The organism is Ktedonospora formicarum, from assembly GCF_016587355.1.
Lineage (GTDB): Bacteria > Chloroflexota > Ktedonobacteria > Ktedonobacterales > Ktedonobacteraceae > Ktedonobacter > Ktedonobacter formicarum.
In genome coordinates, this window is sequence record NZ_BNJF01000001.1 from 405,349 (window position 1) to 423,149 (window position 17,801).

The following is a 17,801-nucleotide window of genomic DNA, read 5'->3' on the forward strand; positions in this document are numbered from 1 at the left end:
TCCTGAAGATGTTTTCTTCATCTCAAGTAGAGAGCCCGCCTCCAAGCGGAACATCTCAGTTCGCTGATCGGGAGTGATCTTCCCTCTGCATATGATAACACAGGCAACAGAAATAATAAATATTTTTGTTATTTCTGTCCATCATAAAGGTAAAGAGCAAGGAAATGCTGCCAGCGATATGGAAGCCTTCCATCGTATTGAATAAGCAAGAGGAACAGGTCGTGGACTGTATACGGTGAGCTAAGGTATTCGTCTTTCTCCGCCAACATTGGTATGAATTGTTCGATAAGACATGCCAACAGAAACTGGCGACCCACTACCGGCCAACCGGGCGGGGATCCAACAATGAAAACGCGAATTGGTATGATAGGCATCCCCAGAAGGGTTGAACAGGGTCATGGCAATACCATGACAGAGCAAGGCCGTGCCAGGATGAAAGCCAACTCGCTGAATGGTTGCATCATTGTGCGAGGGGAGGACATGCTGGAGTTCCACACACCAGTAAGAAAGCGCTCCTTCGGGTTTGCCCTGCTTGCACCAGAGATAGGCGAGCAACACATGTGCGAGTCTCAAATCTCCAGTTCCCACTTGTGGACTGCAAAACGTTGTTTGCAAGATGTGCCGCCTGCGGCGAGAGAAGGGAGTGCAGAGGGCCGACACTTCCCTTCTCTCTTGTGCTTTGACAGGGTACGAGCGACCCGGTCATGACCAACCTACTCACCATACGCTGGTTCCTTTTAGCGCATGAATCCGTGGGAGTATCCGCCATAGGAATACGGTCGGTAGGATGACCCATACGAGTATGGTCGATAGGTTGATCCATACGAGTATGGTCGATAGGTTGATCCATAGGAGTATGGTCGGTAGGATGACCCATACGAGCGCTGTTTAGCCGCTGCCTTTGCAGCTTCTTCTTCGCGTGGTATGAGTTCTGCTTCCCGTGGTGCGAGTTTTGCTATCCGTTCGCGTTCATAGACTTCTGGCAGTTGAGTTCTCGGTATGACGCCTGTAGCGCCTGGACCATCTGGCTGAGGCATTGCAGCTTTCGCTGGCACGTTGGTCTTGACACTGGCGGCTGATGCCGAATGGGCCGTACCAAGGAGCAGCAAGAGGGCAAGCGAACTGCTGAAGACAGTCAGGCACACGAGCTTCGCACGAATTGAAATTTTCATCAATCCCCTCTCTTTGGATGAGGTGTACTAAAGAGCATTTATCACATCTCATCTAATACAATCTAATCTTTTACTCCTAAATTGGAAAAACGCTACAATTTCTTTTCCAGGTCTCTTCTTTTTATAAAAATAAAGACAAACACAAGAAATAGTGTGAAAGTCCAACAAGAGGAACGCGTCTTTTCTCCCCATGTCTGGAAGGACAGGATATCTAGAAGCGGAGGTTTTGGTGAAGAGGAGAGATGATAGACCCATACGCTTTGGTGGTTTCGCGTCGAGGGCCTAAAATTTGAACGGAGCAACCTACTGTGAAGAGGCTGAAGTGATGTTGTTTCATTTCAGCCTCTTCCTTTTCGCTCGTCTGTTGTCCCTTGGTGAAGAGAGACTTGCTGTGAGTAGTTCCCTTTCCGAGCCTTGGCCTCAAAGAAAGCGTTTCTTCTGTTCGTTGCCCCAGATACATTGGTCAGTCCACATCCCTCTCCATGAAACATGCTCGAGCGGGAACAGAAATGCTCAGGAGAGAAGACCCACTTTCTGCCACGTTTTGCCTCCATCGATGGTGTGGTAGAACTCTCGCCCCCCTTGCCCTACCTGGATCATAACAAATCCTCTTTGAGCGGAAAGGAAACTAAACCCCCTTATGATACCGTTAGCAGTAGGATTGTGACGCTGAAAGGTGATTTGCTTTTGCTGCCAGCGGCCATTCATCAACGAGAAGGTATTGATAGCTTCTATCTGAGAAGGAAACGTGTTTCCCTGGTATTGTGCAATGTGCAAACTATCAGCGAGCACTTGCTGTTTGGGCATCTCCAGAGGAGGAATGATGATGCCCATGTCCTGCCCCAGGGAAGGGCATTTCCACTCTGTTGCCAGGATTGACCCCCATCATGGGTCACATATAAGTAATACTGTAAGTTGACGCCACTAAGACCATATTCTGCGTAGACATACCCTTCTTGCTTGTTAAAAAAAGTAAGATCGAGATAGGCATTTGCTTTGATCCCTGCCAGGGCGCTCTCTAGCGACTGTCGTTGCCAGCTCCGTCCCCCATCATGCGTCATATAGAGGTACCCTGTATGTTCTGGTAGAGGCGCGCCTTTTTTCTGGGTAACCGTCTCACTTGTGATCCATCCTGTTTGTTCATCAAGGAACTGGACTTGCTCAATCCTCCCATCGATTGGAAGCGGACCAATCTTTTGCCAGGATTTTCCTCCATCACGAGTATGGAGCAAAAACTGTTGGAGCCTTGTGTCTGTCTCACTCACATAATTCCCCGTTCTGACATCACCAAGATTGATGGCAAAAGGCGAAGTCACAAGCAAGTTCCATCCATGATTCTGATCGGTAAATGTCAGAAAATCCAGGGGTTCTGCTGCATAAGGCCAATCGAAACGTTGCCAGGTCTTTCCTCCATCAAGAGTCCGGTAAAGCGCTGCATATCTTTCTCCATCATACTTGGTAATGAGCCAGGCCGTTACCTTATCGCGTACATAGAGTGACCACGAGAATTCATTATGAGGCGTGAGATTGGGTGTGACCTGTTGCCAGTGTTTTCCTCCATCGGTTGTATGCCATACTGGCGCATATCCTTCTTTTGCCGAGAGTTGGTTATCCATCATCCAACCTACTTGCTCATCAAACATAGCGAGTGTTTGTCTGAAACCAAGCCATATTCCGGATGAACCCTCTCCTTGCGTGGCAGGTGTCATTGTTCTCTGTTTGAGAGCGGAAATGGTGAAGAGGAATGCCCCAGTTAATAGGCAGATGACGAGAATAGCTGCAAGTGCATTCAAAGGGCGTAGCCAGGCCCTCCCTTTGGCATCCCCTCTTTTATGTGGAGTGATGCGTGCTTGTATATTTTTTGGCCTGGGTGAGAGGGCGTTGGGTTTCGAGGGCACTTCTTGGCGCATCGTATACCAACGCTTTCGCAGGTGTTTGAGAGACTGCTCATCTTCTGACGTCGTGCGATGGATGTTCTGTAATTGTGCAAAAAGCTCAACATTATCCCTTTCTTCTGGAAGGAGGTCTTTGTACTCGTACGGATTCATCATCTCTCTCCTTTCTTCTCAGGGGAATGAGCATACATTGTTCTCAAAGAGCAAATGGTACGTGAAAGCAGTTTGCGGGTTGCCTGATTACTTTTCTGCAGTAGCGTAGCGATTTCTAAAGTCGGTAGCCCCTGTCCGTAACGTAGAAGCAAGAGTCGCTGCTGCAAAGGGGGCAGTTGGCGAATATAGAGTCGTAATTGTGAATAGCTTTCGTTGCGTAACGCCATCTGTTCGGGAGTACTACTGTCTGGGATGGTATCGGCGCGAGGATCGAGAGCGAGAACAGGATGGCGCCGGAGATGGCGAGAGCGTTCCATCAGTTTGTTGTGAGCCACTCGTTTCAGCCAGGCAAGCTGCCTTGGTCTCTCCCACGTAATAATGTCACTGTTCTCTAACGCAATAGTAAATGCATCCAGGGTTATGTCTTCAGCATCCTCACGTGAATGAGCATATGAACGTATGTATGCAAAGAGAACTGGATGATAGCGATCAAAGAGCTGGTCATGATCAGCCGGAGGTGTGTCTTCATCTGATAGTAGCATACAACTTTCCTTTTGAAGGCTCTTTTGTCACAGAGAGCGATGAGTTTTCAAGTTCATCTATATAGATGCCAAAGGAAAGAAAATGTGACATCCAGAGGGAGAATGAGGATCATCGACATCGGCCTCTGGAACCCCCTGTCTAAAGGAGCTGATTCTTACCCACATGTATGGCGATAAGAATCACTCATGGCGTTGAAATGCATGTAACCCGATGCTGGTCCTCGACGCCGCTTGTGGTAGCGGCTTGTTGCCTCGACTTTGCCTCCCTTTGGTGTGTGCTTTTCCCACTGAAAACGTGAGAAGAGCGAGAGCGACAGGTGTGTTGCGCCGGGTGGACAAAGCGTTTCAGGAGTTCTTTCGCAGGGTGAAGCGTGGCGAGCCCCCTGGCTACCCACGCTTTCAGGATCGCAACCAGTATGCTAGCTTCACCTATCCACAGGCTGGCTTATCGATGGGGAATGGGCGTCTTGCCCTTTCAAAGATCAGGCATATCAAGATGAAGCGCCATCGAGGAGTGGGAGGAGCCGTCAAGACCTGACTCTCAAAAGGGAGGGTGAAGGGTGGTATGTGTGTCTTGTTTGTGAAGCAAAAACGGTCAAGCGAACACCCTACACTGATGAATGTATCGGGATTGATGTCGTGATCTCAAAACTGGCAACGCTCTCGACTGGCGGTGTGATCGAGAATCCTAAACTCTACCGCGAAGCTGAGAAGAGACTTGCTAAAGCACAACAAGCGATGTCGAGAAAGAAGCGTGGCTCTCATCGACGCAAGAAGGCTGTCCAGCGCGTTGCGGAGCTGCACAGGAAGGCGAGAAACCAGCGTCATGACTACTTGCATCAGTGGTCTCGACGTTTGGCAAACGCTTATGAAACCATATTGTTTGAAGACCTTGCCCCTTCCAATCTGTCCAGACAGGCGAAACCCAAACAGGATGAGGAGAGCGGGCACTACCTTCTCAATGGGGCACGTGTGAAGCCTGGGTTCAACCAATCTCTTGTCGATGCTGGTTGGCATCACTTCATCACCTTGTGTCAGTACAAAGTGGCAGAGGCTGGTACGCTCCAGGTGGTACACGTTGATCCCAGATATACCAGCCAAATATGTAGCGGGTGTGACACAGTTCGGAAGAAAACGCTCTCAGAGCGTTGGCATTCCTGCCAATGTGGGTACGAACTGGATCGTGATCACAACGCCACGAGAAACATCAAAGCTCTTTGGCTCGGACGGAGCCTTCAGGATGCGCAAGCCTCCAGAGAAGCCCACGCATGAATGCGTGGGGAATCATCATTTAACGCCAAGGCGACCAAGAACCTATCAACGAGAGGGTGTATAGGAGCCTGGGATGTGCGTTGTTGCAAGGGCGCATGTGGCATCGTTTCTAGAGCCAGGCCGGGGAACGGACCTACTTTTTGTATCGGCTTTCTCTCCAGAAGAGGCCAGCGAAGAACGCTCGTGCCATCCACAGTTTCACAGGGATCGAGGGAATTCCTGAGCTTGCCATTCATGTTCTAAGATACTATACAGCAAGGTATCCCACCAGCGATCCTTCATCCACCTGTTTTCTCGCAGCCGTCCTTCCTGTCGCATTCCGATCTTTTCCAACACATGTGCGGAAGCTGTATTCTCTGCAATGCACCACGCCCAGATACGATGGAGTCCCAACTCTCGAAAACCATAGAGGAGGAGCGCATGAGCGATCTCGGTCGCGTAGCCGTAACCCCAGTAACGAGGATCGAGTTCATAGCCAATATCAGCCTCTCGATCATCCATTGTTTTCATCCGGATGCCAGCATTGCCAATGAGCTGTCCCTCAGGAGCAAGCGTGACGACGAGCTGAAATTTCGTCCGGGGTTCTTCCTCGCGCTGCGCAAGAAGCTGTCGTACAACCGCCTGTACATCCGATTCTGTTCGATGCGTCCAAGGATAATAGCGTAGATAGAGTGGGTTCGATTGATAAGCAAGCGTTCCCCGCCAGTCCTCCTCCTCAAACTCGCGTAGCACAAGGCGTTTCGTTGTCAAGATCATCTTTCGGTCTTTCATTCCTAAAATAGAGAATCCTCAGGTTGCCATTGTACTACGGTCTCCTTCCTTTGCATAGAAGCTTGCAGCAAGCAAACAACACAAAACTTGCTATTATATTGCATGTAATGGTATTATAATAAATAATACCATTACATGCAAAGCAATTGGAAAGATCTTTTGGCGAAGTTATGTATCAAAAGACAGCCGTTTTTTTGGGCACTGCAGAATAGGAAACGAGATGCTATCTATGATACTGATGAATGAGAGAAATAGACGAGAAATTGAACAAACAAATGAGTAAAAAAGGCCATGAAGATCTTTCATAAGAAAGGCAGAAAGAGCTATGAAGATGAACGCTGAGATGGTGCAGCGCTGGCTCAACACATACACCCATGCTTGGATGACCTATGATCCAGACGAGATCGCTGCATTGTTTACCGACGACGCTGAGTATCGTTGGCATCCCTGGGACGAGGGGGAGGATGTGGCTCGCGGCCACTCCCAAATCGTTGCAGCCTGGCAAGAGAACCGTGACGTAGCGGGGACGTACCATGGTGAGTATCGACCGTTGTTGGTCAAGGACGGCATGGCGATTGCTGTCGGATTGTCCTCCTATTATACGGATCAGACCCAGAAAACGCTCAAGCGGGCGTATCACAATCTGTGGGTGCTGCACTTCACTGATGAGGGGCAGTGTCGCTCGTTCACTGAGTGGTATATGCAAGCACCAGACAAGTCGTAATCTGATGGCTGCTTGTAGTAGGGGGCATATCTCTACGCGATCGTCACGCAGCGTGTGGTGAGCACCGGGGTGAAAAACAGCTCTAACACCCGCGCCATCGTGAACGCGCTACTGCCCGTGGCTAAGCAGCACGCCGATGACGTGATTGAATGGAACTTCGAGTTCTACCCCGACATCACTGGTGGTATGGTCACGCTCGATGGTGTCGAAGTGACTGAGCCGCGCTCAGTCAGCAACAAGAGACACCACATCGACACTCTGATGGGCGTAGGCAGGGAGCCATCTCGTACTAGATATGCTCCCTGCCCGCGCCTCATTTTGGGACTAGAGGTCGTAACAAACATACAAGGCTGATAAGATCCCTGAGTATGAATGGAAACATCATGCGCCGTTGACGCACCACTCCGGGTGAAAATGTACTGAAGAGTTTTTTTGCAGGTGTGGCAAGCCAGATGAGATGATGGACCTCCCACCTTGACAGCTCAGAGGAACGGAGAAAGAATAGAGCACAAGAACTCTTGTGGTCCATAGGAAAGACCCTCTATGTCAAGAGCCAAAAACGAGAAAGGAAAAAGCAAGGTGAGCAGAGGTGAAACTGCCTCCCGTGTGGGCTTACAAGCCTCCCACCTCGGTCAAGGCCAAGACGAGCGCGCCTACCCTCGACTCTTTCCCCTCCTGCGCGGCCTTGACTCGAGATGGTCTGCTGCAAGTAACCCACACCGGAAGTCGGGAACGCGGTGGCGGGCTGCGGCAGACGTTGGAGCGAGGAGCAGGGATGAAGGAATGGCTCACGCTCGGCAGAAAAAGCGCAGCGGGAACCGTTTGGGCGACTCCGTTGGAGCACACGGTCTCAGCACTGACAACAGACGTTGCAGTGCTCAGTCTGCCCAACCAGCCATGACGCCAAGGGACAGCCTGGGTTTAGGCAGCACGTTGACGAGGCGCGTGAGCCAGCTTCGCCGCTTCAAACGTTGCGGCCTGATAGAGGTCCTTGCTCACCCACATGCGATAGATGATGCGTACCCAGACATTAGCCAGGCAGCGCACGGCCATACTGTGGGTCTTGCCTTCCATCCGCTTGCGCTGGTAATACTCTCGTGCCCAAGCATCTTGTCGCGTCGTCTGCCAGGCGAACTGATAGAGCACATTGCGCAGCGGCTTCAGGCAGGCAAAGCGTTTATGGGCTTTGGAAAAATTGCCGCTTTGGAACGGCACGGGAGCCGTTCCCGCCAGTTCCTGCACGCTTTGGGCATCTCTGTAACGTGCTCGGTCATCACCCCATTCGGCAAGCAACCGCGGAGCCAGACGCTGAGCAGCCCGAGGCAGAGATTGCCACAGGTCATGGTCGGGATGCTTCAAAAAAAGGGTAGCAATCTCCTTATCGTAGCTTTTGATGTCCTCAAGCAGTGGCAGCAACTGTCTGACCAGCGAGAGCATCAGGCGCGATTTGGCACGCACGATGACCTCATTGGCCGTCAACTCTTGAGAATGCAACTGCTCCACCATCTCAAGGGCTGCCCGCCGCGCATGAGGATACTTGCAGCTTTTGAGCAGTGCCTCGATCTCTTCAAGGGAAGCTGCCGCCGCTGCGGTTGGAGTCGGATACGCCTGCAAAAACAGCAGCGTCGAGGGCTGATGCAGTTTTCCAAACAGCTTCAAGCTGACCGGGTAATACTCTTTGAGGCAGGCGGTGAGTTGGTTGACCAGCCGCGTTTGGCTTTGAATCAGAGCATCCTGATCGCGTGTGAGCGTCTTCAATTCAGCAATGATCGGGCTATCAGGAGAGAGGCGACGCAGATCGGGCAGGTCAAAGCGTCCGGTTTTTGCCAGCAGATAGGCATCAATGCGGTCTGTCTTCGCGCCTGCTGTTTTACGCAGTTTGTTCGCTGTCTTCGGGTTGACTGGATACACCGGAATGCCTGCTTCCAACAGGAAGGTAATGAGCAGGCCGTGATTCGTTTCGACGATACAGGCCAGATCCTCCGGCCTAGAGGCGATACCCAGCAAAAAGTCTTTCAAGTGGTGCAAACCTTGATGGCTGTGGGCAAAACGCTGTATTCCCACCTGATGTCCAGCTTCATCGAGCACAACCACATCATGATGGGTATCGCTCCAATCCAATCCAACATACCACATCTTCGAACTTCCTTTCGCCAAAACTTCCTGGGAGCGGTCGGGTCCTTATATAACAGGTGCTCGAAGCAACTACCCTCCAATCGTCGATTGGCCCAGGAAAAGCTGCTGGGAAAGAGCGATCTTTCCTTGCCGGTCAAGCCGTGTGGAGTCCTTAGCCTTTCCCCAGCAGGACGAATCGAGCAGGGAGCGACCCTGCTAGCCCTTGGTCGAGAGGGCTTGAAAACATATTAACATATAAGGAGCCCTCTTTCATGACGAGATCCCGCGTTCCCTTTGCCACGTTGCTTACAGGATTGACCGATCCCGACAGCCAGGTGCGTCTGCAGGCGATCAGGAACATCATGCGCCGCCGCTCTGAGCTAGCCCAGGCCTATCCAGCGCTACTGACGTTGCTCAACGATTCCGACGATCAAGTATGCAAAGCCGCCATCAAGGCCTTGGGGACCCTTAACGATCCACATGTATTTTCCGCCCTGATCCCTCTGTTGACCCACCAATCCCCTGATCTTCGCCTGCTCGTGCTAAAAACCCTGGCACAGTTGGATTATTCGCAGACCATCCCGTATTGGTTTGCCGCTCGAGGAGACTGGAGCGAGTTTGTCCGTCGGGCAGCCTACAAGGCGATGAATGATACACGTGCTGTCGAACCTCTCATTCTCATGCTCAACGATACTCATATCCCCTGTCGCGAGTATATAGCCCGTGAACTGGGTGTGTTGGGAGACGCGCGGGCTGTGAAGCCCCTCATTGCTGCTCTGGGTGATACGAATACAAGCGTTCGTTACTCTGCGGCTGAAGCTCTGGGCAAGCTGGGAGATGCACAGGCTATTGATCCCCTCATCACCGCTCTCGATGAAACAGATCATTCCGTTCGTTCATACGCAATTTCTGCACTGAGCGAGTTGGGGAGTGCACGGGCTGTTGAGCCCCTGATTCCCCTGCTCAACGATGAGAATGCGGACGTTCGTAGGAATGTCGCCAAGGCCCTGGGTCAGTTGGGCGATGGACGGGCCATTCCTCCATTGCGTACATTGTTAACCGATCCTGTTGGTTTGGTGGCTGATCAAGCACGGCAGGCTCTTGCACGATTGAAGAAGACTGTGGAGGCAATATCCTAAACAGGGCATCCACAGTACATGATGCATCGCAGAAGGCAAAACCAGGTGTGCCAGATGCCAGGCGGCAGTCCAGCGGACCAGCGCATGCATATCGCCACCTGGACAAAGCATTCCTCAATTTCTTTGAAGGGAGTGTCAAATATCCAACCTTCCAAAGGAAGCGTAACCGTCAATCGGCGACCTACACCGCCAATGCCTTCATCTGGCGCAATGGAAATATCACCCTTGCCTGCGATGCATGATCCTCTTGCTCTTCGTTGGTCGCGTCCTTTGCCTGATGGGGCCATCCCTTAGAGTGGCCCCATCACCAAAGACAGCGCTGATCGCTATGCGGCGCATCTGCCTTCCACTGAGCAGGTGATCGATGCTGATCTTGGCTTGAAGCCCTTTGAGATAGGCGAATGCTCGACGACGAGGCTCGGTTCGTGCGAAATAAGGAGCGATACGGGCGTGAAGCTGTTTCAATTCCTGTCTCCACCACCAGATGTCAAGAAATGTGGTTGGAGATCCCCAAACCGAGGCGTCGGTCCCTGTACGTGCTACCTTGCCATTCGTCATACGAGTGAAGGCGCTACAAAACACTCGATATGAGAAAAGCAGGCCTGACACATGGAAAAGACGCAACAAACAAGTATCGAAGGACGCCTCTTGGGGAAACCATCCTACTGGCGAGTATTTCCTTCAGGGGTAAACCGTTTCCAATGGCCCTCAGAGACCACTTCGACGACGCCATCGATCAGTTTGATGGCGGTCTGATCGTCGATCGCGTACGTTGGCACGGGTAGCCTCGCAGCCCACTTCTCTGCGTTGGTCAGGGAAGCGTCCAGGTGATCCTCGTGATCCAAATGCGGAATCAACGCAAAGTCAACCAGTCCCACTCCCTGAGCCGTGACCAAGGTCCTGCTGATTTCGCCCTGGGGCGTGGCAAACACGATGTCTTCCGACGTGAACGCTTCACCGCTGCCCCTGCGCGGATCAAGGTAGGTCTCGCCGAAGGTGGCCGCCGCCGCCATGCTCCCGGCACTCACCCCCACATAGACTGTCTCGCTCAGCAGAGAGGGCAGCAGGTCAGCCAGTCCGGATTGTCGCATCCAGTGGCACAGATACAGTGGATCGCCGCCGTTCACCAGCAGGGCGTCCGTCTCCTGAAGCATTGGGACCCAACAGTCTTCTTGGATACTGGGCAGAGCGGTGAGCTCCAGCACGCCCAACGACTTCCACCCCAATTCGCACAAGGGCCCGTGGATCAGTCGCCAGGCCATGGCAGCACCGCCAGGGAAGGGGTAGATCGCGGTGGGAATGTAGAGGGCGCTGGACTCGGCGATTGGTTTGCCCAGCAGATCAACCAGGGCGTTACGAATGCTGTCGTTGCTAATGCCAGACGAGGTGAGAAGCAATTTCATGATATTTCCTTTCCAATCTCTGAAGAGCCGAACGTCTTTGCCTGTCCCATTACATGCAAGACATTCTACCGCCTTGTAAAGCACAAAACTTCTCCCATCTTGCTCGTTCTCGACTTCAAGCCATGTGCGGAGCAGCATGAACCGGCCTCAAGGGTTCACTTCAGATTCCTTGAAATTGGCAAGCAACGAAAAAGCCTTTTGTAAGCGTATTACGCAGCGAAAATGTCACGAGAGTTTCCTCTCGTGACACCATTGATGGAAAGCCAAACACAGTAAGAGAAAACTTATGCTTTGTTCTGCCCCAAGTCAACAGTTGCGACATACCATTTGCCGCCAACCCCCTGCCCACTCGTCTGTCCGGCAGCTGAGTCTCCAGCATATGTATACAATGGGTGCCCATTATAGACAACTTGCTTACCACCATTCGCATCCAAGGTAGTCAACTGCCCCGTGAGATTGCTACTGGATTGAGGTGTGCCAGAACCTGAGAAGAGAAGCGGCGGCCACTTCTGCGCACAGCTATCCATGCAGGCAACCTTTGATGCTGTATCAAGGGTGAAATAATATAGCGTCATCCCTTTCGCATCTGTCAAGATAGTTGTTGTCTTACTCTCAATCGTGGCCGAAGCCGTCTTGATCACTGCGTCACTTGTTCCACTCGTATAGTCTCCACTTGTAGATGTGGGAGTCACAGCATTCGACTGAGTAGGTGTTGCAGTTGCACCGGAACCATTATAGCCATCGGTAGCACCGCCACATGCTGCCAGAAAGAGCAGCAACAAAAACGCCAAACTAGAAAAAAGAGTTTGCGTTCGTAAGCTCATAAAAATTTTCCTCCAGAAACATAGCTTTGTAAGCGTTGACTGTAGATGCTGTCGATACATAGAAGTAATTCACTTCACTCCAAAGAAATACATTCGTTCCCTGAATTACATCTAAAAAACCTCAGCATATAATTCTCCCATCATCGGAATATGAGCTTGCTTGCCTCGCATCTTCCATTTCATTGTTTTTTAGGACTAAGTTTCCCATGACAGTGAAACACCTATTTGTCTTGTAGTAGCAGGCAAGACGTCCGTTGTCCAGAACTTAGACATTGAGGGCACGCCTCAATGCGGTCTGGTTCCTGCCTCAACAAGAGCAGTTTCGTTTGCCCCAGTGGACAAGCCAGAGCTGCTCTCTCCACAAGCATTTCGGGTGTCGGTGCAACTCACCGCCACCTACAGAATTTTTTTGCCGCGTTATAGTCTCGATCAGCTATGTATCCGCAATCCAAGCATACAAATGTGAACGTATGTTTGCAGACTTTCGCATAAGAAAATCAGGGCAGGATGCAATAGGAAAGAAGGTGTGTGAGCATTTTTCCCATCTTATGTCGGGAATTCCTTAAAGAGTTGCAACCGGGTGATACAGTATGCTTAGGACTCAACGGACACAATCACTTCACCATTGGACAAAAATAAACATATGGAAGAACAAGATAAGCAAGACGCATCAAAGGTCGGTACATGCTCCTTTCTTGGGAGCCAGGCGGTGGACAGGAGATCTGTCCACTCCGAATCGAAGGAGGGCATCAAAACCGGATTAGCATCGATGCCGCACCTCCCACTCCTAATGCCAGATCTTCAGTTAGTTCGCCTTGATCATGCATCTGCCATACTCGCGTTCGAGCGAGAGAATCGGGCCTACTTCGCAGCATCAGTGCCTGATCGGGGGGACGAGTTTTTTGCCGAATTCGATACACGGCTTGCGCAACTCCTTGAATGGCAGGCAGCCGGGACGGATTACTTTCACCTGCTGATAGACGAGGACGGCAAGGTGCTAGGGCGAGTAAACCTTGTCGAAGTGGCAGATGGGTCGGCAGAACTCGGATACCGGATCGCGCAGAAGGCTGCGGGGCAGGGGCTGGCTACAGCGGCTGTGCACAAGGCGCGTGAGCTTGCTACCACAGAGTACAAACTCACCAGACTACGCGCGCGCGTCACGCTGGACAATCCAGCCTCACGCAAGGTGCTTGAACACAACGGATTTGTCGCCATCGGTGAGCTCACACTCAACGGGAAGCCAGCAATGTCCTACATCTACGAACCTCGGTGATGCAATGCACGCGTATTACGCCCAACACTCTTCCGGTGCTTCCACTCACATGGTGTTGTCCTGCGGCGCCCTTTCTTGTGCGCCTGGCCTAGTTGAGGGCATATGATTGCAGAGATTCCCATACTCGATCCAGTCATTCGCTTAGTAAGGCATTGAAGAGTTGAGGCTGCTCAATCTGCAAATTATGACCGGCGCGGTCCAGGTTCGCGAAGGTTCCATGAGGATAGTTTTCTAGAATACGCCAAGTATCGCGGTATCCTGCGATATGATCTTGCCTTCCTGCGAGAAGTACCGCTGGTTTGTGAAAAGGGTGTGGAAGGTTCCCAATATTAAAGGAGCAGCTATAACGCTGACGGATCTTCTGAAGAAATGCTTCATCAGCAACGTTTGCTCCACTGAGAAGCTCATCTCGAAAACGTTCCCAGTTGTAGTGATCCTGCACAATGGCCATTGAAGTAAATGCTTCTACACAGGACAAAGGTTTAATATTTTTTGGGAAGTATATGACCCGCTTGGACATTTTCCAACGATGTCGGCAAAGTGTCAAAGCGGGCTGATAACGCAGAATTGTGTGAAAATTGTTGTCTTTAAGCAGGTAACGTCCATACTGAAAAGAACTAGGAATATGCTCATGTGAAAAAGTTGAACACGTGAGCAAATGTCTATTTTTGGAGGGAACAGACATTATGTCCAAGGGAAAAAAGCGAGGTCTCTATTTTCTGATGTTTCTTCTGTTGCTTACCGTTGAAATATTGATTGCTATTTTTGTTCATGATGCATTTGTTCGCCCCTACATAGGAGATATTTTAGCTGTAGGGGGTGTGTATTCTTTCCTACGAATATTTCTTCCGGAGCGTGTTGCATTCTTACCTCTGTATGTTTTTCTCATTGCTTTCACAGTAGAAATCCTACAGTTTTTTGATGTTGCCAGTCTCATAGGATCAGAGAATACCATCTTACAAATTATTGTGGGTTCGGTCTTTGATTGGAACGATATTACGTGCTACGCCATTGGCTGTGCCATGATCGCCGTTCTTGAGGTCCTTCAAGTAAAAATGACCAGGCCCTGCGTTACGTTAGCTACTATGGGCCGCAAGGGAGAGGGCAATAATCCGATGAACACGTTATGAACTACTTTTCAAGTATTTGGCGTTGGTGAACAAGCACCGAGTTGCCAATGAGAACAGATACGTTGGTCAGGTCGTGACGACTGCACTCCTAACAGGGGAGCGCTACCCTTAATACAGAGTAGGCTAATATCCTAGCGAAATAGTAATTGTTCAGAAGAGGGATAGAGCAACAAGTACCACAGCAAGGGCGATAGTGTTCGAGACCAAGGAAAAATGAACGCGATGCAAATGGAAGCAATGTTGAGGTGTGTTGAGATATAGAAGAAAGCCTTTCCATTTTAAGAGATACTGTATGTACACAGTGTCAGATACCCCGTAGCTCTGCGCTAGGGGCTTGTCCCTACGCCGAAGCGTGAGACGAGAGGCCATCTGACAGCGACCCACTCGCCAAAGGTATATCGAGGTGAGCAAGATGTTTCTCAGCGATGTTGTGAGCAGCATTGAGACTGAATCCGCAAACACGACAGAGGAAGAGGCTTTGAGAACGACAATTATGACGCGCCAGGTGCTCACAGCGAGAGCAGGTTTGCGAGGTATGGCGAGGGTCCACCTTCACCACGGCAATGCCCTTCTCCTGCGCTTTGTAGGAGAGGAAGGCGTGAAACTGGGCGAAGCTCCACGAATGGAGGCGGCACAGCCCTTCTCCCTTGCGCATACGAGCACGCGAGCGAATATGCGTCAAGCTCTCAAGGACGATGGTCGAACCAGGAGCGGCATTCTGGACGATATGTTTGGAGAGCACATGGTCATGGTCTTTGCGTTGCCGAAACAGTTTGCCAGAGAGCTGACGCGGGTGGCGTTTCGCTGAATGGGCACCTTTGGCTTGCAGATTGCGACGGAGACGGAAGAGACGGCGCTCTTGCTCTTTTCATTGAAGCAAGCGGTATGTTCCTGCAACGTTTGTTGCAGTGTTTGGCTTGCTCATGTGTTGCGTGAAGCTACAAAATAATCGTTCTATCCATACAGAAACGCTCTCTATGAGAGAGTGTTTTGTCAACTGGTGTGGGAGAGGCGTATCCCCACTCCCCAAATAAGGAAAGAGGCGAAGGTTTTGATGAACATGCACCAAGGATGGTGCATTTCTTTATACTTGACAAATTTGATCATATTAATACACAATAAAGGGGTCTATTGGAGCTGGTCGTCCTGCCGATTGCTGGCTTGTGCTAGAATCAACGGCCATTTCTTCGGGGTAATAGGTCGCTAATCATCCCCCGAGGACGGTTCTCGGTGAGTTTTTGTTTCCCGCCCCCTTCGAGAGCGAATGCGAGGTGGGCTATTCGAGAACTAAGAGGTTCTATGCTGTTCCGTCATCATACAACCTAAGGATGGGCTACCCGCTGCTGCATCTGCGCGCTCATTTGCTGCTGCATCTGCGCGAGGGTATCGACCACAGGCGTCGTCAGGCGTCACGCAGCAATCTCTACTGTGATACCAGAGAAAAGGAGGGGTATCAACACAACATCTAAAAAGTGAATAGAGCTTGAAGATCAACCAGCTTCATGTAGCAAATAGTAAGCCATAGAGGTCTGTTCCCTCTATACAGGTAATGTAGCCTGTCCTCCATGATGAAAACCTCCCAATGAAGGGTAATAACGTGAACCGCTCACGTAAGATCGGGCCGGTCCTTGCCGGGTCGGTCGCTATCATCCTGCTCACCAGGCGGTTGAATCGCCTCGATTCCATCCAGACGCAGTTTTCCATCAGGTTGGCACAGGCACAGACCCAGCTTGACATGATGCGCCAGGACGTGCAGGTTCTGTTGGACGCACGTAAGCGTTCCACGCAGCGCCTGATCATCTTTGTGAATGCGATTGGGCTTCTGTCCTTCGTGGTGGCTGCCATGTTCCTGATCGCATTGCTATGCGGAGTGGGCGCTTCGGCGACCACCCCCACCGGCCTTGCCGGATTCGTACAGAGGTACGCCAGTCTGGCGCCAGCGTGCATCGACGTTGGCGGCGTGTTGCTGATCGCCCGGATGACGCGTGCTGCCGAGCAGCGTAGCCAGCAGCCTGGTAAGAAAGACGATTGGGCACTTCGCACGCTCGCAACCATCGCTCTGTATATCGTTGGCACGCTGCTCGCTTACCAGAGCGGCAAGCTGGTCAGCGGGTGGTATCTCCCGTCTTACCACGCGACCACCTCGGCGACGATTAATGCGAATAACGCGGTGCAGGCAAGCGTAAGCTGGCTCTTCTTCGTCATCCAGATGAAACTTGTGCTTGATCCGCCACGCCAGCTACGGTTTCGTCGCAAGAGGTGCGCTCTCCAGGGTCTGGCTGCTCGCAGATGGCTAAACAGCATCGCGTACCTCACGGGGATTGTGCCCTTGTTGGTCTGTGTCGGAGTCTTCATTATCCCGATCTTCCTGGGAGTTGGAGCATCTGACACATCGAAGGGCTTCGCGGCCTTTGTCCAGCATCATGCAACCTTCGGGCCTGCTCTTTTCGGAGCCGGTTGCACATTGGCCATTGCCCTTATGGGACGTTACACCGCCAACAGCCGAGGCAATGCGCAGGATCTGCGTTCACCGGAGGAAGCGGCACGAAGTTGGGTGAAACGACTGCTGGTGACATACGCCATCAACCCTGTAGGGGTGTTGAGCTCGTACACATCAGCCAAGCTGGTCAGCGGGTGGTACCAGCAGACGTATCCCCACGCCGCTGTGCTTGCGGTGATCAATGTGGACAACCTGTGGCAATCCACCTATGGATGGCTCTTTTATCTGCCCATCCCGCTCATCCAGGTGGTGTTTCCCACCTGGAATGCCAAACGCCGAGCAAAGAAGATGATCTGATCTTCAGGCCCAAGTTGTCAGGCTCTCCAGGTATCGATGATTGATACCTGGAGAGCCTGAACAAGGTATTGAGGTCACAATGACCTGCTGCTAGCAGCAGGTCATTTATGGTGCTTCATCCCTGGGCATTGATACCTGTCTTTTACCCACAATTTACAAAGGGAGGTGAGAAGCGAGATGAACGCCCTCAAGCAGGGTTTGCAACTGGAGCCAGCCCTTCCACACGGTTTTCCAGCCCGGTGAGCCATCGCCAGAACGCGCCAAAAAGCCACCCATGCGGGCCACTTCCGTCCAAAAAGCTTTGACGGTCAGCATCGAAGGCAGCCGCGCGGTACGCACCGCGATGATGGCAACCACTTCGGCTTCAAGCACCTGTGAGGCGGGAAGATCCGGTGTCTGTTGGGAAAGCGCACGCTGTTGCAACAGTCGCACAGCGACAGGAGAGAACAAGCCAAGCAATCGCGTCAGTCGATCAGCACTTTGCACTTGTCGCTCCTCGATGCGACACCCGGTTTTCAGGCACTGATGATACTCTTCGATGGTACAATCACAAATGACAGTGCGACACGAGGTTGCACGAATTGAGTGAGG

At 51.5% G+C, this 17,801-nt stretch carries 22 protein-coding genes and 1 pseudogene; 10 read left to right on the forward strand and 13 right to left on the reverse strand.

What is annotated here, in order from left to right; all coding sequences use genetic code 11:
• Window positions 1–240 precede the first annotated feature (240 nt).
• From K3T82_RS01785 to K3T82_RS01800, 4 genes are all read right to left on the reverse strand, one after another.
• On the reverse strand, window positions 241–615 hold the full coding sequence (locus K3T82_RS01785; RefSeq protein ID WP_220191791.1) for a hypothetical protein: 375 nt from the start codon (window positions 613–615) through the stop codon (window positions 241–243).
• Window positions 616–737: 122 nt separating this feature from the next.
• Window positions 738–1,172, reverse strand: coding sequence for a hypothetical protein (locus tag K3T82_RS01790; protein WP_220191792.1), 435 nt, complete (start codon window positions 1,170–1,172; stop codon window positions 738–740).
• 731 nt (window positions 1,173–1,903) lie between these two features.
• A complete protein-coding gene (locus tag K3T82_RS01795) occupies window positions 1,904–3,223 on the reverse strand; it encodes a WD40/YVTN/BNR-like repeat-containing protein (protein WP_220191793.1) in 1,320 nt (439 codons plus the stop codon).
• Window positions 3,220–3,762: an RNA polymerase sigma factor gene (locus K3T82_RS01800; RefSeq protein WP_220191794.1), complete on the reverse strand. Its 543-nt coding sequence runs from the start codon at window positions 3,760–3,762 to the stop codon at window positions 3,220–3,222. The genes K3T82_RS01795 and K3T82_RS01800 overlap by 4 nt, the downstream gene beginning before the upstream one ends.
• Window positions 3,763–4,126: 364 nt before the next feature.
• Here K3T82_RS01800 and K3T82_RS47450 point away from each other — a divergent pair, with 364 nt between their 5' ends.
• Window positions 4,127–4,300 (forward strand): hypothetical protein, encoded by a 174-nt coding sequence (locus K3T82_RS47450; RefSeq protein WP_236030940.1) that lies wholly within the window; start codon window positions 4,127–4,129, stop codon window positions 4,298–4,300.
• A gap of 29 nt (window positions 4,301–4,329) precedes the next feature.
• Window positions 4,330–5,034, forward strand: coding sequence for an RNA-guided endonuclease InsQ/TnpB family protein (locus tag K3T82_RS01805; RefSeq protein WP_236030942.1), 705 nt, complete (start codon window positions 4,330–4,332; stop codon window positions 5,032–5,034).
• A gap of 198 nt (window positions 5,035–5,232) precedes the next feature.
• Here the strand turns inward: K3T82_RS01805 and K3T82_RS01810 are convergent, their stop codons facing one another.
• Window positions 5,233–5,805, reverse strand: coding sequence for a GNAT family N-acetyltransferase (locus K3T82_RS01810; protein WP_236030944.1), 573 nt, complete (start codon window positions 5,803–5,805; stop codon window positions 5,233–5,235).
• Between the two features lie 331 nt (window positions 5,806–6,136).
• On the opposite strand from K3T82_RS01810, the gene K3T82_RS01815 reads away from it, so the two are divergent.
• The 3 genes from K3T82_RS01815 (at window position 6,137) to K3T82_RS01825 (ending at window position 7,430) form a co-directional block, all read left to right on the forward strand.
• The gene (locus tag K3T82_RS01815) at window positions 6,137–6,529 is read left to right on the forward strand and encodes a nuclear transport factor 2 family protein (protein WP_220191795.1); all 393 of its coding nucleotides are present in this window, start codon (window positions 6,137–6,139) and stop codon (window positions 6,527–6,529) included.
• Between the two features lie 69 nt (window positions 6,530–6,598).
• The gene (locus K3T82_RS01820; RefSeq protein ID WP_220191796.1) at window positions 6,599–6,883 is read left to right on the forward strand and encodes a hypothetical protein; all 285 of its coding nucleotides are present in this window, start codon (window positions 6,599–6,601) and stop codon (window positions 6,881–6,883) included.
• Window positions 6,884–7,118: 235 nt separating this feature from the next.
• Entirely contained in the window at window positions 7,119–7,430 is a 312-nt protein-coding gene (locus K3T82_RS01825) for a hypothetical protein (RefSeq protein WP_220191797.1), read from the forward strand.
• A 20-nt stretch (window positions 7,431–7,450) separates the two neighbouring features.
• Here K3T82_RS01825 and K3T82_RS01830 read toward each other — a convergent pair whose 3' ends face one another.
• Window positions 7,451–8,665, reverse strand: a complete 1,215-nt coding sequence (locus K3T82_RS01830) for an IS110 family RNA-guided transposase (RefSeq protein ID WP_220191798.1) — start codon at window positions 8,663–8,665, stop codon at window positions 7,451–7,453.
• A gap of 251 nt (window positions 8,666–8,916) precedes the next feature.
• Here K3T82_RS01830 and K3T82_RS01835 point away from each other — a divergent pair, with 251 nt between their 5' ends.
• A complete protein-coding gene (locus tag K3T82_RS01835; RefSeq protein ID WP_220191799.1) occupies window positions 8,917–9,783 on the forward strand; it encodes a HEAT repeat domain-containing protein in 867 nt (288 codons plus the stop codon).
• A gap of 47 nt (window positions 9,784–9,830) precedes the next feature.
• On the forward strand, window positions 9,831–10,025 hold the full coding sequence (locus tag K3T82_RS47455; protein WP_236030946.1) for a hypothetical protein: 195 nt from the start codon (window positions 9,831–9,833) through the stop codon (window positions 10,023–10,025).
• Here the strand turns inward: K3T82_RS47455 and K3T82_RS47460 are convergent.
• From K3T82_RS47460 to K3T82_RS49770, 4 genes and pseudogenes are all read right to left on the reverse strand, one after another.
• Entirely contained in the window at window positions 10,003–10,341 is a 339-nt protein-coding gene (locus K3T82_RS47460; RefSeq protein ID WP_236030948.1) for a hypothetical protein, read from the reverse strand. The two genes, K3T82_RS47455 and K3T82_RS47460, sit on opposite strands and share 23 nt — an antisense overlap.
• 104 nt (window positions 10,342–10,445) lie before the next feature.
• Window positions 10,446–11,186 carry a Type 1 glutamine amidotransferase-like domain-containing protein gene (locus K3T82_RS01845; RefSeq protein WP_220195038.1) on the reverse strand — a complete coding sequence of 247 codons (741 nt, stop codon included), beginning with the start codon at window positions 11,184–11,186 and terminating at the stop codon, window positions 10,446–10,448.
• A gap of 284 nt (window positions 11,187–11,470) precedes the next feature.
• Complete coding sequence (locus tag K3T82_RS01850) at window positions 11,471–12,010, reverse strand: COG4315 family predicted lipoprotein (RefSeq protein WP_220191800.1); 540 nt, start codon at window positions 12,008–12,010, stop codon at window positions 11,471–11,473.
• A gap of 386 nt (window positions 12,011–12,396) precedes the next feature.
• Window positions 12,397–12,480, reverse strand: a pseudogene (locus K3T82_RS49770) (hypothetical protein); the annotation flags it as partial.
• A 320-nt stretch (window positions 12,481–12,800) separates the two neighbouring features.
• Here K3T82_RS49770 and K3T82_RS01855 point away from each other — a divergent pair.
• Window positions 12,801–13,283: a GNAT family N-acetyltransferase gene (locus K3T82_RS01855; RefSeq protein ID WP_420799283.1), complete on the forward strand. Its 483-nt coding sequence runs from the start codon at window positions 12,801–12,803 to the stop codon at window positions 13,281–13,283.
• A gap of 133 nt (window positions 13,284–13,416) precedes the next feature.
• On the opposite strand, the gene K3T82_RS01860 is transcribed toward K3T82_RS01855, so the two are convergent.
• The gene (locus K3T82_RS01860) at window positions 13,417–13,734 is read right to left on the reverse strand and encodes an alpha/beta fold hydrolase (RefSeq protein ID WP_220191802.1); all 318 of its coding nucleotides are present in this window, start codon (window positions 13,732–13,734) and stop codon (window positions 13,417–13,419) included.
• A gap of 235 nt (window positions 13,735–13,969) precedes the next feature.
• Here K3T82_RS01860 and K3T82_RS01865 point away from each other — a divergent pair, with 235 nt between their 5' ends.
• Window positions 13,970–14,413, forward strand: a complete 444-nt coding sequence (locus K3T82_RS01865) for a ribosomal maturation YjgA family protein (protein ID WP_220191803.1) — start codon at window positions 13,970–13,972, stop codon at window positions 14,411–14,413.
• A gap of 340 nt (window positions 14,414–14,753) precedes the next feature.
• On the opposite strand, the gene K3T82_RS49775 is transcribed toward K3T82_RS01865, so the two are convergent.
• Window positions 14,754–15,242: a zinc ribbon domain-containing protein gene (locus tag K3T82_RS49775; RefSeq protein WP_420799284.1), complete on the reverse strand. Its 489-nt coding sequence runs from the start codon at window positions 15,240–15,242 to the stop codon at window positions 14,754–14,756.
• A gap of 768 nt (window positions 15,243–16,010) precedes the next feature.
• Between K3T82_RS49775 and K3T82_RS01875 the strand changes: the two genes are divergently transcribed.
• Window positions 16,011–17,210 carry a hypothetical protein gene (locus K3T82_RS01875; protein WP_220191805.1) on the forward strand — a complete coding sequence of 400 codons (1,200 nt, stop codon included), beginning with the start codon at window positions 16,011–16,013 and terminating at the stop codon, window positions 17,208–17,210.
• A 153-nt stretch (window positions 17,211–17,363) separates the two neighbouring features.
• Here the strand turns inward: K3T82_RS01875 and K3T82_RS01880 are convergent, their stop codons facing one another.
• Window positions 17,364–17,696 (reverse strand): IS4 family transposase, encoded by a 333-nt coding sequence (locus tag K3T82_RS01880; RefSeq protein WP_220191806.1) that lies wholly within the window; start codon window positions 17,694–17,696, stop codon window positions 17,364–17,366.
• Window positions 17,697–17,801 lie beyond the last annotated feature (105 nt).